11 protein-coding genes and 5 pseudogenes are annotated in these 16260 nt (G+C 64.5%); 10 read left to right on the top strand and 6 right to left on the bottom strand.

Features of this window, described 5'->3' with window-relative positions; genetic code table 11:
* Positions 1 to 838 precede the first annotated feature (838 nt).
* From ACF08N_RS36505 to asnB, 4 genes are read left to right on the top strand one after another with little or no spacing between them, the layout of a single operon-like run.
* On the top strand, positions 839 to 1522 hold the full coding sequence (locus tag ACF08N_RS36505; RefSeq protein WP_392329028.1) for a phosphoribosylanthranilate isomerase: 684 nt from the start codon (positions 839 to 841) through the stop codon (positions 1520 to 1522).
* Between the two features lie 14 nt (positions 1523 to 1536).
* Positions 1537 to 2664, top strand: a complete 1128-nt coding sequence (gene truD, locus ACF08N_RS36500) for a tRNA pseudouridine(13) synthase TruD (protein WP_392329027.1) — start codon at positions 1537 to 1539, stop codon at positions 2662 to 2664.
* 20 nt (positions 2665 to 2684) lie between these two features.
* Complete coding sequence (locus ACF08N_RS36495) at positions 2685 to 4160, top strand: aldehyde dehydrogenase family protein (protein WP_392329026.1); 1476 nt, start codon at positions 2685 to 2687, stop codon at positions 4158 to 4160.
* Between the two features lie 24 nt (positions 4161 to 4184).
* Entirely contained in the window at positions 4185 to 6002 is a 1818-nt protein-coding gene (asnB, locus tag ACF08N_RS36490) for an asparagine synthase (glutamine-hydrolyzing) (protein ID WP_392329025.1), read from the top strand.
* A gap of 583 nt (positions 6003 to 6585) precedes the next feature.
* On the opposite strand, the gene ACF08N_RS36485 is transcribed toward asnB, so the two are convergent.
* A complete protein-coding gene (locus ACF08N_RS36485) occupies positions 6586 to 6804 on the bottom strand; it encodes a hypothetical protein (protein ID WP_392329024.1) in 219 nt (72 codons plus the stop codon).
* A 108-nt stretch (positions 6805 to 6912) separates the two neighbouring features.
* Positions 6913 to 7506, bottom strand: a complete 594-nt coding sequence (locus tag ACF08N_RS36480) for a hypothetical protein (RefSeq protein WP_392329023.1) — start codon at positions 7504 to 7506, stop codon at positions 6913 to 6915.
* Between the two features lie 232 nt (positions 7507 to 7738).
* On the opposite strand from ACF08N_RS36480, the pseudogene ACF08N_RS36475 reads away from it, so the two are divergent.
* Positions 7739 to 8550, top strand: a pseudogene (locus ACF08N_RS36475) (IS5 family transposase).
* Here ACF08N_RS36475 and ACF08N_RS36470 read toward each other — a convergent pair.
* Together ACF08N_RS36470 and ACF08N_RS36465 are read right to left on the bottom strand one after the other, a co-directional pair.
* Positions 8531 to 8668 (bottom strand): annotated as a pseudogene (locus tag ACF08N_RS36470) (helix-turn-helix domain-containing protein); the annotation flags it as partial. The pseudogenes ACF08N_RS36475 and ACF08N_RS36470 sit on opposite strands and share 20 nt — an antisense overlap.
* 492 nt (positions 8669 to 9160) lie before the next feature.
* Positions 9161 to 9295 (bottom strand): annotated as a pseudogene (locus ACF08N_RS36465) (IS1380 family transposase); the annotation flags it as partial.
* Positions 9296 to 9650: 355 nt separating this feature from the next.
* On the opposite strand from ACF08N_RS36465, the gene ACF08N_RS36460 reads away from it, so the two are divergent.
* The gene (locus ACF08N_RS36460; protein ID WP_392329022.1) at positions 9651 to 10028 is read left to right on the top strand and encodes a hypothetical protein; all 378 of its coding nucleotides are present in this window, start codon (positions 9651 to 9653) and stop codon (positions 10026 to 10028) included.
* 796 nt (positions 10029 to 10824) lie between these two features.
* Here the strand turns inward: ACF08N_RS36460 and ACF08N_RS36455 are convergent.
* On the bottom strand, positions 10825 to 11103 hold the full coding sequence (locus ACF08N_RS36455; protein ID WP_392329029.1) for a hypothetical protein: 279 nt from the start codon (positions 11101 to 11103) through the stop codon (positions 10825 to 10827).
* A 357-nt stretch (positions 11104 to 11460) separates the two neighbouring features.
* Here ACF08N_RS36455 and ACF08N_RS36450 point away from each other — a divergent pair, with 357 nt between their 5' ends.
* Positions 11461 to 11709: a hypothetical protein gene (locus ACF08N_RS36450; protein WP_392329021.1), complete on the top strand. Its 249-nt coding sequence runs from the start codon at positions 11461 to 11463 to the stop codon at positions 11707 to 11709.
* 365 nt (positions 11710 to 12074) lie between these two features.
* On the opposite strand, the pseudogene ACF08N_RS36445 reads toward ACF08N_RS36450, so the two are convergent.
* Positions 12075 to 12639, bottom strand: a pseudogene (locus ACF08N_RS36445) (Uma2 family endonuclease).
* A 683-nt stretch (positions 12640 to 13322) separates the two neighbouring features.
* Here ACF08N_RS36445 and ACF08N_RS36440 point away from each other — a divergent pair.
* From ACF08N_RS36440 to ACF08N_RS36430, 3 genes and pseudogenes are all read left to right on the top strand, one after another.
* Entirely contained in the window at positions 13323 to 13748 is a 426-nt protein-coding gene (locus ACF08N_RS36440) for a hypothetical protein (protein ID WP_392329020.1), read from the top strand.
* 407 nt (positions 13749 to 14155) lie between these two features.
* Entirely contained in the window at positions 14156 to 15382 is a 1227-nt protein-coding gene (locus tag ACF08N_RS36435; protein ID WP_392329019.1) for an acyl-CoA dehydrogenase family protein, read from the top strand.
* Between the two features lie 25 nt (positions 15383 to 15407).
* Positions 15408 to 15599: pseudogene (locus tag ACF08N_RS36430) on the top strand (transposase); the annotation flags it as partial.
* Positions 15600 to 16260 lie beyond the last annotated feature (661 nt).

Here is a 16260-nt window from a genome sequence, read left to right as displayed (position 1 = left end):
TGAGATCACCACGCCAACGACGAGGGGTCCTGTCCTGTCACGCCCCTGCCCACCAGGTCATTTCCCACCGCGGGGCAGGATGAAAGAGGTTCAGTGTCGACCAGGCCCTCGGGTGGTTGAACCTCGACCTGCGTGGCGGCCGGCCACCCGGACCGGAGAATCCACTCCCTACGCAACGTGGTTGAGCGGTATTTCAACAAGCTGAAGCAGTGGCACGGCATCGTCCACCCGTAACGACAAGACTCGCGAATCCTACCAGGCCGCCGGGACTATCGCCTCGGTTTCTCCTCTGGCTCTGAGCTTTGAAGGTGATCTCTAACGGTCCAGCGCCGCCGGCTCGGAGTACCGGCCGCCGCTCGCGCTGTGGCAGCAGCGGCTCAAGACGGTCCACAAGTCACCCGACGTGATCCACGGCAAAATCCCCACACCAGGTCGAATACTCAATTTGTAGTGCCGGACGGGGTGTCAGGGCTAGACCTCATTGTGTCAGTCATTGGCACTTCGCCCGCTGATCGCCACTGTGAGTCTTCAGAGTGCGACAGAGTGTGTCAGGCAAGGGGGCCGCTGGCGCTGCTTAGGCGAGACCAAAGCCCGCCCGCTCGTGTCGTCACCCGAGTAGTAATTACTCATTCCTGCGGGGGCATGCCCGGCAAGATGGAGCAAGTAAGCGGTACGGATCGCCCCAGCGGCCGTACACGCCAGTGGTACTGCCGCCGAGAAACGACACGAGGAACTGCCGAGGCAGTAATCCCCATAATCTCGAGACGGTGGACGCTGGCACTCATGGTGGCGCTTGGGAAGAACAAGCGCCACCACCAAACTCCCAGCCGGAGCCCCCATGGGAATCGTGCAAGTGGCCGGAGTACTCGACGCGAAGGATGCGGACACTCTCCTCCAAAACGGCGTGGACTGGGTCGGAATTCCTCTGCGCCTTCCCGTGCACCGCGAAGACGTCGATGACTCGACTGCCGCACAGATCGCTTCTCATCTGCCAGACGGCCACACGGTCGTCATCACATACCTCACGGACCCTGCAGATATCGAGCAGCTCTGCCGAAGCATCGGGGTGTGGCGGGTCCAGCTTCACGGAGATGTGGACCGGCAACGCCTTCAACAGCTCAAGAGGCGTTCACCCCATCTATTCGTGATCAAGAGCCTGATAGTGGCGGCCGGAGTGACTCCAGACGCTCTATGCGCGCAGGCGGCAGCACTTGAGCCATACGTGGACATGTTCATTACCGATACCCACGACCCTGCCACTGGTGCCTGCGGAGCCACGGGCTTGGTGCACGACTGGTCCATCAGCCGCGCCTTGGTGAACTCCTCTCAACGTCCCGTGATATTGGCCGGCGGCCTAAGGCCGAGCAATGTGGCCGCGGCGATCCGAACCGTGAAGCCGGCGGGCGTGGACGCCCACACAGGAGTTGAAGGACCTGACGGCCGCAACAGCCCCGAACTGGTCCACGCCTTCGTGCGTGAGGCCGCCCAAGCATACGCGGAGATTTCTCCGTTCACCGCATAAACGAGGAGTAGCGGGTGTCGACAACAGCGGATTACGTGCTGAAGCACCAGCCCAACGACTTCATCGTGAGGGAAGTGAGCAGACCGCCAGTCGAAGCATGCGGTGACTACTCCTACGCAGAACTTGAGAAGTGTGGGCTGACCACGCTTGAAGCACTCACCCTAATAGCCAGTCACCTCGGGATCCCGGAAGCTGATGTATCGGCAGCTGGACTCAAGGATGAAGACGCAGTCACCCGCCAGACCGTTTCCCTGCGGGCTGATTACACAGAACCCTTCCGGATCGGACTGGGCCCTCAGACATGGCTGAGGGTCTCCGCACCGGTGGGACGGTACGACCGGCACCTCGAGAAGGGAGCGCTGCTGGGAAACGACTTCTGGTTGGTCATCCGTGGCCTGTCCGCCGATGCCGCCGAACGGCTCTGGCATCGCGGTGGCTCCCGGGGACAGTTCAGGCAGTACGTCGTCAACTACTTCGACCGGCAGAGGTTCGGTATTCCCGGGAGCAACTACCGAACCGCCGATGTGGGCTTCGCACTACTCGCGGGCGACGTCCGTCGCGCGGCCGCTGTGCTGCACGAGGACACTTCCGAAGCTGTAGCGCGCGGCGGTCTGATCCCGTCAGAACAAGCCCGGTTCATCCAGGACGTCGACGCAGGCATGGACAGCCTGGCGGCCTTCGACAGAATCAGCAGCCGACTGAGGCTGTTCTTCGCCGCCAGCTCTCTGTCCCGAGATTGGAACCTTCAGACGGCACAAGCGGTAGCCGCTACGGGCCATCTGCTGCCCCTCTACGACGACGGGCATCCGCTGGCGGGGTGTCTGGGCCTCACCGGCCCGCAGGCCCTGGCGAGTCTTCCGGCCGGATTCCCCCTTCAAGAGCCGATCGCCCTTCCGCGCCAGGACGCCCCTGCCATGACGATGCGTGCCACATGGCGCCCCACCATCACAGCGACCAAGATCTTCCTCATTGACCGCGGCCCTGACGAGTGCTTCCCCGGTCGGCACAAACTGCAGGTCTTCTTCAACCTGCCCTCGGGCAGCTACGCGACAGCCGCCGTGCACCAAATGATCGCAGCAACCATGACCACCTCACCCGCGGACAGGCCGACCGCCGACGCGGGGGCGGCACGAGCAGCATGATGACGCACCACAGGGGCCGCATGCAGCAGCCGCTCTGGAGAGCGCAGGCTGCAGCTGTCAGGTGGCCCGCCCAAGCCGTCCTTGCAGGGCAGCTGCACACCGTCCAGGATGGAAAGACCAGGGCCATCCACGATCCCTTCACCGGGCAGTGCCTGGCCGACGTCGCCGAATGCTCCGCATCCGATGTAGCAGCAGCCGTCGACTCAGCGCGCCGCGCCTTCGACGCCGGCACCTGGTCACGTACTGAACCGGCCTACCGTCGCGACGTCCTACTGCGGCTGGCTGACATGCTGACAGCGGACGCAGCGAATCTCGCACTTCTCGATGCGCTCTCCACGGGCAAAATGATCACCGAGGCACGCGATGCGGAGGTGCCCTTCGCGGCATCCGTGCTGCGCTGGTTCGCAGAAACACTCGACAAAGACGCCGGAGAAGTGGCCTCGGCTTCCTCTGACCATCTGGCATTGGTCACCCGGGAACCGCTGGGCGTTGTAGCCGGAGTCATCCCGTGGAACTACGCCCTCGGCATTGCCGTCTGGAAGCTTGCGCCCGCCCTTGCCGTCGGCAACAGCGTCATTCTCAAGCCCCACGAACACGCCCCATTTTCAGTACTGCGCCTGGCGGAACTCGCCTACGAAGCCGGACTCCCGGACGGAGTCCTCAGCGTCATACCCGGCGACGGCTCAGTCGTTGGAGGGACGCTGGGCAGACATCACGACGTTGATGCCTTGTCCTTCACCGGATCACCGGACGTCGGCAGCCGGTTCCTGCAGTACTCAGCAGAATCCAACCTCAAACACATCTCCCTGGAATGCGGTGGAAAGAGCCCCATGCTGGTGTTCGCCGACACCGGCGACCTGGACGCAGTCCTCCAGGGCATACATCACGGGATCTTCCGTAACCGCGGAGCCATATGCTCGGCCACCTCCCGTCTCCTGGTCCAGCGCGACATCTACGAAGACGTGTTGGAAAGACTGGCCTGCATGGCAGACTCCATCGTTCTGGGCGACCCGCTGGACCCCGCCACCCAGATGGGCCCCATGATCACAAAGGAGCATGCCGATGCTGCCCGCTCCTGGATTTCGACTGGCACCGGCGAAGCTACTGTCCTGACCTGCCGCCAGGCCGCAGCCACGGACGGATGCTTCGTCCCGCCCACTGTCTTCACTGACGTCCCACCGCAGGCACGCATCGCCCGCGAGGAAATCTTCGCCCCCGTTCTGTGCGTCACGCCCTTCACCGACGAGGAACAAGCACTCCAGACAGCGAACGACACCTGCTACGGCCTGTCCGCCTCGGTCTGGACACGGGACCTGACACGCGCGCACCGCCTGGCAGCACGTCTGCGCTGCGGAACTATCTCGGTCAATACCGTCGATGCCATCAGCCCTGCCACCCCCTTCGGCGGACTCAAGCTCTCGGGAACCGGCCGAGACCTCTCCCGCCACGCCTTCCAAGCATTCAGCATCCCCAAGACCACTTGGGTCCAGTACTGAGCCCCAGGACCACCGGAGACGATAATGTGTGGAATCACCGGCTGGGTCGACTGGGAGCGCGACCTGCGGAACGAACACGCCGCCATCGCCTCCATGACCTCGTCACTGCACCGCCGAGGCCCCGACGCCGAGGGTATCTGGACATCCAGGACCACAGCGCTGGGCCACCGCAGGCTCGCCGTCATCGACGTCCACGGCGGCGTGCAGCCCATGCACCTGCAGACCCCCCAAGGGCGGCACATCGTCCTCATCTACACGGGCGAGACATACAACTACCGCGAGCTGCGTGGCCAACTCCAGCATCTCGGCCATGAATTCCGCACCCGGTCCGACACAGAAGTGGTACTCCACGCATATCTGCAATGGGGTCCCTCGTGCGTCGAGCACATGGTGGGAATGTTCGCCTTTGCCGTCTGGGACTCAAACAGTGACGAACTCCTCCTCGTACGCGACCGGCTGGGCATAAAACCGCTCTACTACTACCCCTACGCTAACGGCCTGCTCTTCGGATCCGAACCCAAGGCTCTCCTGGCCAACCCTAACTTCACAGCAGAGGTCACCCCCGAAGGGCTCCTGCAGCTCTTCTACGAATGGGTACGCCCCCCGGGCCTCACGCCCATGAAGGGACTGCATGAGCTGCCCCCCGGCCACTACGCCCGCATCACCCGGCAGGGAATCCGTCTGACCCGCTACTGGCAGCTCACCAGCACCCCGCACACAGACACGCCAGCAGCCACCATTGCCCGCACCCGCGGCCTCCTGTCCGAAGCAGTCGCCGGCCAACTCACCGCTGACGTGCCGCTGTGCGCTCTGCTCTCGGGAGGGGTCGACTCCAGCGCCATCGCTGCCCTTGCGACCGGACGCCTCCCGAACCCGTCATCCTCCGCCCTGGCCACCTACGCCCTCGATTTCGAGGACCAGGACTCCACTCTCCTGCGGCCGAGCCGAGACGCACCCGCAGCAGCCAAAGTCGCCGCCCACCTCGGCACCGCGCACACGACTCTCACCCTGGACCCGGGGGACCTGCACGGAGCCGAGAGCGAAGCACTCCACGCGCGCGATCTTCCCACCATGGCCGGCTTCGACGCCTCGCTATACCTGCTGTTCCACCGAGTTCGCCGTAACCACACCGTCGCGCTGTCCGGAGAAGCCGCTGACGAAGTCTTCGGCGGCTACCCGTGGTACCACAACCGGCCACCAGACATGCCCAGGTCCTTCCCATGGCTGCCCAACAGTTGGCGGATGGCGGACTGCCTCAACGAACCTCTGCAACGGGCCCTCAAGCCTCGCGAGGCCGAACTCGACTGGTTCAGCCAAGCACTCAACGAGGTGCCCCAGCTCACCGGCGAGCCGCCCGAGGAAGCCGCCGCCCGGGCACTTCGCCACATCGACCTCACCTGGTCCATGCCCGTCCTGCTCGACCGGAAGGACCGGATGAGCATGGCAACCGGCCTGGAAGTCCGCGTCCCCTTCTGCGACCACCGGCTCGTGGAATACGTCTGGAACGTCCCCTGGAGCATCAAATCCGCCCTAGGGCAGCCCAAGGCTCTGCTCCGCTCAGCCGTATCCGACCTCCTCCCCGCCGACATCGTGGCGCGGCAGAAGTCTGCCTACCCAGTGCACTCCACTCGAACAGATCAGCAACAGCGGGCCGCCAAATTGAAGACACTGCTCCACGATCCCGAATCGCCCCTCCGAGACATCCTCGACCCCGAAGCGACATGGAAAACCGTCAACCACCCCGAGCTCGGCCCGCAAGCCATAACCCCGGCCCAGCGAATAGCCCGGCTCCTGTCTATCGACAGCTGGATGCGGCAATACAACGTCTCCATCACCTCCTGATGAGGTTGTCCAGCCATCGTTGTGACTGGGAGTCCGCCTTGGTAGCTCCGTCCGTTTCCGGATGAGCGCCAAAGCACTCGTCGACGTGCCGACGGGCCAGGTAGCGTATTGGCGGTCTGGGTCGAGCCAGATGAGTGTGCTGGGCAGGGTGATGGCGGTGAGGCAGCGGCCGGGCTGTGTCTCGTAACGGGTGGCGATGCCGCGCGGCTGCTTGGGGCGGTGGAAGCAGCCTTCGACGTCGTTGCGGGTGCGGTAGACGGCCTTGTCGAAGCTGTATGGCCGTTCACGGCGTCGGCGTCGGGCCGGGAGTGGCCGCGCGTTCCGGGGATGGCTGCCTTGATTCCGCGTCTGGCAGGTAGGCGCGGAGCAGCGGGCCGAGCAGCTCTTGTCCGCCACCGCCTGATCGGGCCGGATGCGAGGCCGGCCCGGGCCGGGTGACGCGGATGCGGTCGGTGACCGCCTCGGCCTGCGTGCAGCCGTTGCGGGTACTGGCTGTGACGGTGAAGGACAGCGGTCGCCCCCGTCGCAGGTCAGGTGGATCTTGCTGGTCAGCCCGCCGCGGGAGCGCCCGATTCCTCGTTCCTCAAGCCCCCTTTGATCGCGGTGTGCTGATGGCCCGCACGACGGTGGAGTCCAGCGCGGCCAGCCAGTCCACGCGCTCCTGCTCGGTGAGCGGGTCACGCACCCATCCCCACGAGCCCTCCATGTGGGGTGCCATGACGAGGGTGAGGCGCTTTTCGTGATCGTGCTCACGATCCGCCGCTGCGCGGGCCCGCACCTCCGGGGACGCTGCCTCTGTCATCGACTCTGCCCGCCCCCGGTCGCGGCGCCCCGGCAGGCGCCGTCAGCGCCGGTCAACGACCTGCCCCGGAATCGGTACCGGGGCATGCCGCGGCGTCAAGCAGCCGGTCTACCAGCTGACAGTGCAGCTCACCCGCCAGGTTTCAGTCTTCCAGGCGCCATACGGCTTATCAGCATCCGCTACAGGATCCCAAGAATGGCTTGCAGCAGATGACGGGCTCGTCCGGTAGTCCCATGAATACACGGAAGATGAAACGATGTACCTGTTGCAAGGGCCACCCTTAGCGCCCTCTGGAGCGCCTCCGTCTAGATGATCGTTGATGAAACCGACGGCGCTGTGACCTGCGGTCTGCGCGTTGGCCTTGGCGCTAACATTTGCCGTTGCTGTTGCCGTTGCATCTGCATAACTCGAACCGGTAGCGAATCCGAAATAGGAGTAGGTGTACTGGCAGTTGGCGTATCCATGACCGTTGTACGTGGCAACTGAGGTGCAGCTGCCGCTCTCGCTGGGACTTACGGAGTCAGGGTCCACCGCCAGGGCAGCACCGGCAGCTGAAAGAACAAGGGCCGGAGCAAGGGCTGCGGCAGCAGCCAGGCGCTTCTTGAGAGGCATGATGACTAACCTTCCGACATGAGCAGATATTGCATCGACGGCAAGATGAACGTCTATCAATACGCCGCGCGCCGCGAGCAACAATTTCACTTTCGGGTTAACCGTATGTATTCGGCCGGATGCGGCAATGAGCAAGCCATGCTCAACGTACTGGGCTCCCTCCGGCCTGGCTGCAGTGCGGAGGCTGCTGACAGGGGAGGCTGCACAGAAGGCCCCTTGCAGACGGTCCCGCCAAGATCATCTGTATCGGCCAGAAGCTTCACGTGCTTGTCGGGACTGTTAAGACCGTGTCCTATGTGGTGAGGCGGACGTTGGGCTTGTCATGGGGCGGGGCACGTGGAGTTGGATCGTTCCGGACGGGCTGTGGGAGATCGCGAAGCCGTTGATCCCACCGTCGCAGACGCGCCCGCAGGCGGTGGGACGCAGGACACGCGTGATGAGACGCTGTTCGCGGCGATCATCTATGTGCTGGTCAGCGGCTGTGCCTGGCGGGCGTTGCCGCCGTGCTTCGGGATATCGAAGTCGACCGCGCATCGCCGGTTCATCATCTGGTCCAGGGCCGGCGTCTGGTGCCGGCTCCACGAAGCGGTCCTTCACCGGCTCGACGACGCCGGCCTGATCGACGTCTCCCGCATCGTCCTCGACTCCGCCCAGGTCAGGGCGAACAAGGGGGCGAACACACAGGTCCGAGCCCCGTGGACCGGGGCAAACCGGGTTCCACGATGCACGTCCTGTCGGACGCGAACGGACTGCCCCTCGTCGTCGGCGTCTCCGCGGCAAACGTCCACAACAGCCTCACACTGAAGCCCATGGTCGCCGGTCACCAAACGAGACACGACCCCCACCGCGGCCGCCACTTCAAACCCCACGCCTGCACGCCGACAAGGCCTACGACGTCCCCCACCTGCGGAGATGGTTACCCGGCAAACGCATCGGCGCCCGCATCGCACGCAAAGGCATCGAGTCCAGCGAACGCCTCGGCCGCCGCAGATGGTCATCGAACGGGCGATGTCCTGGCTGACCGACTACCGCCGACTCAACCACCGCTACAAACGACATCCCCGCAACTACCTGGCGTTCCTCGGCCTCGCCGCCGCCATCTGCTGCTGTCTAAGTCCTCCTCGTCATCGCTGAGCAGGCGAGGACGGCCTCCCGTCCACTGAGTGTCCAGGCAGGCCAGGCCGATCTCGTTGAAGCGGTGGATGACATCGCGTACGGTGTCCTCCTCGTCGGCGGCCACCAGCCGGGCGATGACCGGGACAGCCCAGGCCGCTGATGCGGAAGGTGGGGCGCTGCTACCCGGCGCGGTATGCGGAGCGAGAGACGCGGCCTTCGGCCTTCGGCAGGAGCGGCCGGCCAGCCAGGAACCCCATCCGGTTTGCGTCCTGGCGCACCTCACACCCCGAAGCGGACACCGACCGTAACCGTTGGTCTGTGGATAGTTTCCGATCGCGCAGCTGAGGCGTATCGCCGGAGTAACAGAAGCGGCACACGACTCCAGGCCCCTGTGCACAGGGTTCACCGGGGCCTGGAGTCGTACAGGGCGCGGCCGCCGGGGCCACCGGAAGAGCTCGGTGAACAGGGCCACGCCGTCGTCGACTTCCTCGGTCCGCCCCCAGTGGATGTCCAGCAGCAGGCCGTCCAGCGGCCGGCCGACCAGCTCTGCGTAGGTCCGGTGATGCGGGAGCGGGCGGGGGCTGGGTCGTTGTCGTCGTGGCCGTAAGACGCGCCTGTTCAGCAGCTGCAGCTCTACCAGGGCGATTCGGGCTGCCTTGATGTGATCGCCTGCAGCGTGGGAGCCCGCGTTCCCAGGCCGCAGCAGCGCGGCCACCGGCTCCCCGGATCCGCCCGTGCCGTGGTCGACGAACGCCATCATCGGAGGACTTCTTCCAGGTCGGCGGCCCGCCCCGTCCTGGATGGAGACACCGCTTACTCAGTGATCAACAGCAGATTTGTCACAGCAGCACTCCGACGGAACCGTGGAACCCGGCGTCCGCCTGACAGGCCTGACAGGGCAGCCGGGACATCGTCATGCCCTCCGAACAAACCGTAACGGTCCGCCAGTGATCTGGCGGACGGTGACGAAAGATCGATGTTAGTAAAGGAAGAACCACGCTTGCCTTTCATCGATTAACTCTGAGTACTGACTACTCTCCGAGCTGGATGACGCTTCGCTTAATCTGCTTCTCTAGATCGGCGGTACGGCTCGATCAGTTGAATGAAACGGAGCACTCATGATTTCTTATGCAAAGAATAATCCGCTCGTCGCGGCCCTCCTTTCGCTTGTGGCAGCCCTTTCTCTTTTTGGGCTTTCAGGGAACGCCGGTGCCTCAGAGCAATCCCAGCAAGTCGTCACCGCTATGGGCGGGATGAATTCAGCGCAAAATAAATGGGTTACTGCTGAATGCCCTGCAGGTAAGAGCATATACTCGTCAGGAGGCAAAATTACCTGGGGGCAAGACTTTCACGTTCCCCATAATGTCCATATCGTTAGCATCGCCCCCTCATTGAAGGCTGACGGAAAGACCGGAACAGTTGAAGTGCACGCCGCAGAGGACCAGGATGGGATTTCCGCAGACTGGGCTATTAAGGCCTACATTGTCTGCGGGTAACTTGCGGTAGCAGAAATCAAACCACGGCGAATCGTGGTTCACATATTTGACACCCGGGGCAGGAATCGGTCTCTGAGGTCTTCCTCCTTGGAAGACCTCAGAGACGAGATGAACATCACGGCGGAGCGAGGGCGTTTCTTTCGGGCATCGGATCGCTGGTCTGGCTGCGTGGTTAACCGATGCCCAGCAGCGAGGATCGAGTCGTACTTCCGACGAACGGGCCGAGATCATCCATCCATGCCAGCATGGCGGACCTCGGTGGCCGTGTTCATGCGTCGCCGGTGACTTGTCGGCTACAAGGACGCGGGCGTCTCGCCTCGCACGCCGAGCTGGCCCCGTGGGCGGGCCTCCAGGCAGCCACACCACAGTCACCGGCCCAGGCGCTTCAACCAGCGCCTGGGGCACATCTTCTGCCTGGCCGCGCCCAGACCGCAATGATGCGTCCCGGGCCTTCCTGGGACTACTACTAGCTCAGGAAGCGGTCCGAAGGACAGCTGCACACGCAGGCCCTGCTCATCCCGCCTGTCACATAGGTGGCTGAACTTGTTCGTTGAGATTCCTTCAGTCGTGTGCGTGGCGTCGTGTCCCTTGTGGCCGTCAGCGGGCCGGGTTGGGGCGGGGCGTGGCAGCAGGTTTCTGAGGAAGTTCGGCGGTCTGCTTCCATGTCGACCGCCGAGGAGATGTTCGTTGATGCGGTCGAGGCGGGCTGCGGCTTGGCGCAGGGCGGCGATATCGCCTGCGGCGTGGTGGGCAGCCCAGCCCGCCCAGCCGATGCAGGTAAGCACAACCAGGCATCTCACGAACTGCGCGATGAAAGTGTCGTAATGGTCGTCCACCGTGACGGTGAGGCTCTGCCCGCCGTCGGTGATCTCGACACTGCCCCGAACGCCCGCGGCGGCGAGGTAGTCCTGGGCCGCCCCCATGCCACCGGCAGCGTCTGGGGCGATCGTGATGGCCCCTCTATCGCCGAGGCCGGGTCGAGCCGCTGGCCTGCGGTACGGGCTGCTTCCTGGGCGAGCGATGTGGCCCGGTTGGCCACGTTCAGCGCGCCGCCACCATCGACGAGCAGGCCCATCATCATCAGGATCGCGATTATGCAAGCGCGAAGTACGTGGACAGGGAGCCGCGGTTGTGGCGGCGGCCGGCCAGTGGTGCATGCTGCCGCGCGATGAGGCGGCGTGGGTTCGGGTGTTCACTGGCGAGTCCGGTAAGCGAGGGGGTGCGGAGTAAGAACAACGCTGATGGGCCGTGCGCGCAGGCCAGTGCACGTTCACACGACCGGTGGGGATTTCCGGAGCATGGCCGGGATTCCTGACAGCAGCGATGTTCCTGGCTCATGCGCTTCTCCGATGAACCGGGGGTGGCAGGCATGCCGTTGGCCGTCGGGGCGCTTCCTGGTCGATGTCCGTGCGCCCGAAACAGGTGAGGTGTCGTGTCCGAGGTGAACCTGCCCATTCAGCGTGTTCTGGACGATTTCAGCGAGGCAGGCCTACTCAAGGACGGCCGTGTGCCCGCGGTGACTGCTTGGACCGGCCAGCAGGTCACCGGCCTGCCCGACGACATGCGTCTCTGGTTCCGCATCATGTGTGACGGCAGTACCCCAACGCCTCGGCAACGGCCACGGACGGCCGCCACAATCGGGTTCTGCGCCCGCTGGATGCTTCCCACACTCACCTGCTGAGCGCCGCGCATTGCCGTCTCCCGGAACCCGCTCTCGCGCGTCTGGCCCGACAGGCCCGGGCAAGCACCCCCGATACCGCTGATGGAAGCACTCAACTCCCCCGGCCCGGACCGCGCTCTGGTTGATCTTTCAGCTATCCCAGTGACGCCCAGGCCATCAACGGCGCCACCCAAAGGCTCACCGGTCTGTTTCAAGCCCGGCTTGCAGGCCGCACCGCGCTGCACTGCCACCATCACCGCCCCGCAGACGCAAAGTTCGGTGACCCAAAGACCTGAGCCACGTCCTACGCCTCTCCCCTGGCCCCGCCCACGGAGAACCCTTCAGAATTTTTGAACCCATCGTCCTTTCCCCAGGATGAAGGAAGTTCAGGGAGCCAGGTCTGCCAGGCCGATTTCCGCGCTGAACGGCACGGTAACTTTGAGCCGCGTGCGATGAATCCCCGTTGGGACGTAGGAGCGCACGTGCACGACAGGCGCTCCCTGCTCGTCCTCGACACGCCAGAAGTGCGGAATGCCGGCCTGCGCGTACTTGAACGGCTTGATTCCCCGATCACGATCTGCAGACTCGGCGGAGACGACTTCCACCACGAGAGCGACCTCTTCGGGCAGGAAGCGGGTGCGGTCAGGGTCGTAGTCCACGGTGGCGACCAGAATATCCGGCTCCGGCCGGCTCTTTTTGTCCAGACGAATGGTCATTTCTCGCTCGACCTCCATACCTTCGGAGACTGCCTGCCGGAGGGCGAATGTCAGGTTCTCCACGAGCCGGGAATGCCATGACCGCTGCGGGGAACATCATGAAGATCAGCGCCCCGTCGATGAGTTCGGTGTGACGAGGCGCCTCGGTCAGGCGATCAAGGTCGTCTGCTTCCCAGCCGCTCTCACGCGGGGGAAGCATCCAGTCAGGAAGCTCGGCGGTCACGGTGTCCTCCATAAGGTGGCCCGGCCAGCGTATCCAACCCCTGGCCTGCTCATGCCTTCGTCGAACAGGTCGTAGTGATCATCACCTGGGAGAGTGGCCACAGGTGGCAGACTCCGCTGGCCCAGCGCGCACGGGCAGTGCTGGTGTGTCCGCGCATGCACACCGCTCTCGCGAAGATCGCGGCCGGATTCCAGGGCGCCGTCGCTGGACGACCCAAGACCAGCGCGCCCAAGTGGCACCAGCTCACGCCTCCTTCTGGAGCAGTGCCTGGCCTCTCGCCGACCGCGGTGTCTGTGAGGTGACCGCGGTCCTGGCTGCCCCCGCCGAAGACCGGCCGGACCATGGATGCCACCCTTGCTCTGCACATGGCCGCAGGGTCCACTGAGGTTGACCCACTTCTACACCGGCCACCCCTGAGCGCCAGCGGGCCAGACCGCCCTGTTCCATAACCAACCACGGATGGTGCTTTGGCCTTTGGAGGAAAGAGTGCGGGCCGCATGAGCGTCCTGTTTGAGTCGGCAGCTGGAAGAGGGCTGGGCTAACTGCCAGCCCGATGACCACAGATGATCAGCCGGCGGTGCTGGAGCTTGTCGACGCCGACGGCTGCCCGGCCAGCAGCTGGCACACGAAGCCTTCACACCTGGTGGAAGCCCGCACGGGACAGAAGCGCTCGTCGCGTGCGAGGAAACGGCGAGGTGGCGGGGGCCGTGCGCTGCCAGGGGGAGGCTGCGGATGATGCGGGTTTGATCGTGGGGCCGCACGGCCGTGAGGACTTCGAGGTGATCGCCGCGCTCATCGCGCTCGCCCGGGCCCGTATGGGCGGCCGGCTGCTGTATGCGTGCACCGGCCCGGTCACCGCATCCGGCATCCCGAGACTGTCAGTTCAGCACCGTGCTGTCACCGCACGCGCCCTGACCGCTGCCGGCTCCACCCCCGCCTCTACACAGCGGTACTTCCTGCGTAACCTCACCAGCACCCCACCATCCCAGCCCGCGTACCCGCTCGCGGATGTCACCGCTGTCACCAGCCCGCCGGGGTGGCAGCTGGAAATCGTCGACACCGACGGCCGCCACCTCGCAACTGCCATCCTGCAAGTCAAAGATCATTTACAGGACGCTTAAACAACAGAAAGCGGGAACCGCCCCGACTGATCATGATCGCCACGTAAGGGCGATGCCACGCACCAGCAAGGAGACCTCTCAACTATCACACACCGACCCACAAGGAAATGCCCACCCGATAGTCGATGCTCGTCTCGAATCCTAGGCATCGATTACTCATGGCATCCGTCGGCGCCAGTGATTACTTTAAGCGCGTAAATAAATCTGCACTGTAACCATTGGGACTGGATCAATCTCTGCCAATGGCACCCTTCCGGCGCGTGCACCTGAGTCAGATTCAAGTGGCAATATCGCTCCGCCCCGGAAAGATCAACATCATGAAGTGTCAGCCTGTTCGGGCCAGGACCACTGCCGCACCTCCTGCTCGGACAACAAACGAGCAGGCGTTTCACAGGGGATGTACCCGTATGGACAGTTACTTCAGCAGTCGGCTTCATCATCAGCTCAGGGAAACGGTCCGGAACTTCGCGGAGAGTGAGGCCCGGCCACGCATAGCCGAGATGGAAGCCTCCCGGTCGGTGCACCACGAACTGTCCCGGCTGATCTGCGAGCAGGGCTGGCTCGGGGCCACTATCAGCCAGGAGTACGGCGGCATGGGCGCCGGCCATCTGGCCAAAACCATCATCATCGAGGAGCTCTCCCGGGTCAGCGGCGCGATGGGCGCCATGATCCAGGCCTCCCAGCTCGGCACCGCCAAGATCGTGCACTTCGGCAGCGACGAACAGCGCAAGACGTGGCTTCCGGCCATCGCGGCCGGTGAGTGCCTGCCGACCATCGCGGTCACCGAGCCAGAGTCGGGCGGGCATGTCCTCGGCATGACAGCGAGCGCGGTCCGCGACGGCGACGACTACATCCTCAATGGCAGTAAGGTCTTCGTCGGCAACAGCCACGTGGGTGATCTGCACGGTGTGGTCGTCCGGACCGGCCCCGGGTCGAAGGGGCTCTCGGCCTTCCTCGTCGAGTCCGACCTCCCGGGCTTCCGGCTCGGCCCGCAGCAACCGGCCATGGGTCTGCACGGCTTCAGCTTCGGCGAGCTCATCTTCGAGAACTGCCGGGTTCCGGCGTCCAACCGGCTCGGCAACGAGGGCGACGGCCTGTCCGTCGCGTACTCCTCGAGCGTGCTGTACGGCCGGGCCAACCTCACCGCCGTCTCGCTCGGCATCCACCAGGCGATCCTGGAGGAGACGACCCGGTTCTGCGCGGAACGCCACCGCTACGGCAAGCCGCTGCACAACCTGCCGACCGTCAAGCTGAAGCTGGGTCAGATGCAGTCCCGGCTGATGACGGCCCGGCTCGCCGCGTACCACGCGGTGCACCTGCTCGACCAGGGCCTGTCCTGCGACGCGGAGCTGATGAACGCCAAGCTGGTCAACGTGGAGTCGGCGATCGACTCCGGCCGCAACGCGATGGAGATCCACGCGGCCGCCGGTCTGTTCACGGACCGTCCGATCGAGCGCTATCTCCGCGACGCGCACCACATCTTCGCCCCCGCGGGCACCTCCGACATCCAGCTCCTGCGGCTGGCCGAGGTCGCTCTCGGCCAGGACAAGGGCAGTTGGTCCGAGAAGCTCTCGGACCTGGTCAAGCTGGAGCCCGTCCACGCCCGACCGGTCACCGACCCGACGCTGACCTAGAAGTTGTCCAACGCGACCCCGGCGCCAAGGGTTCCAAGTGATTCCCCGACGTTGGGTTGTCGAGTGGACCTTCGGCTGGCTGATGAACCACCGCCGCCTGGCCCGCGACTACGAGGCCCACCCGCACCGCTCCGAGGCCATAATCCACGTCGCGATGATCAATCTCATGAGTCGGCGACTCACCCGAGAATCCACACCGAGCTGGAAGTGCTCGTAGCCGCCATTCGGCGCAGGCGGAACTCGGGCACCGCCTATCCGGGCGCCGGTCGAGCCACGGTCACCCGGGGCATCTTCGCCCCGCATCGCCTGCGGCCAACGCTCATCGATGACCACCGCCGCTTCACGGCAGGCGCTGCAGCCATGCTGCCGCTCCGGCAACCACCAGTGGCCAGACGGCGACATGCCGACCACCTGGATCCCACACAGAGTCCTGTCGAAGACTCCGAAGGCGTGGGAAATGTCAGCAGGAAGGCCGTCCGCAACAGCCCTCTCCCAGCGCGTCTCCACCGGCAGGGTACGGCGGTCGTGCGATCTCGAACCACTCACCACCCATGCGTGGCGGCGTAGCACCAAGAGCAGGACAGATTTCCCCCTGACCCGCAGTCGAGGGCACCGGCCATCGCCACATCGCCCCGCCACACATCGCAATCCACGAGCGCATCCTCACACGGTCACGCGCACAGCCGCTACGTAACCCCCGACCTGCCGGGACTTACCGAACGCCCTCGCCGGGACAAAACGCTCTTTCAAAGAGCGTTTTGTCCCGACAGAAGTGCTTGGAGGGGCTTTGTGGGGTGAATTGACTTGGGATTGCTGGGGCGAATGTGGCTGAGGCGGTCTTACGTGACAGGGAGCGTTGTGTATCAGCCCGTTTCTGT

It is taken from the genome of Streptomyces sp. NPDC015127 (genome assembly GCF_043080095.1).
Lineage (GTDB): Bacteria > Actinomycetota > Actinomycetes > Streptomycetales > Streptomycetaceae > Streptomyces.
The sequence above is the reverse complement of the archived record's forward strand: the minus strand, read 5'-3'. Positions and strand labels throughout refer to the sequence as shown.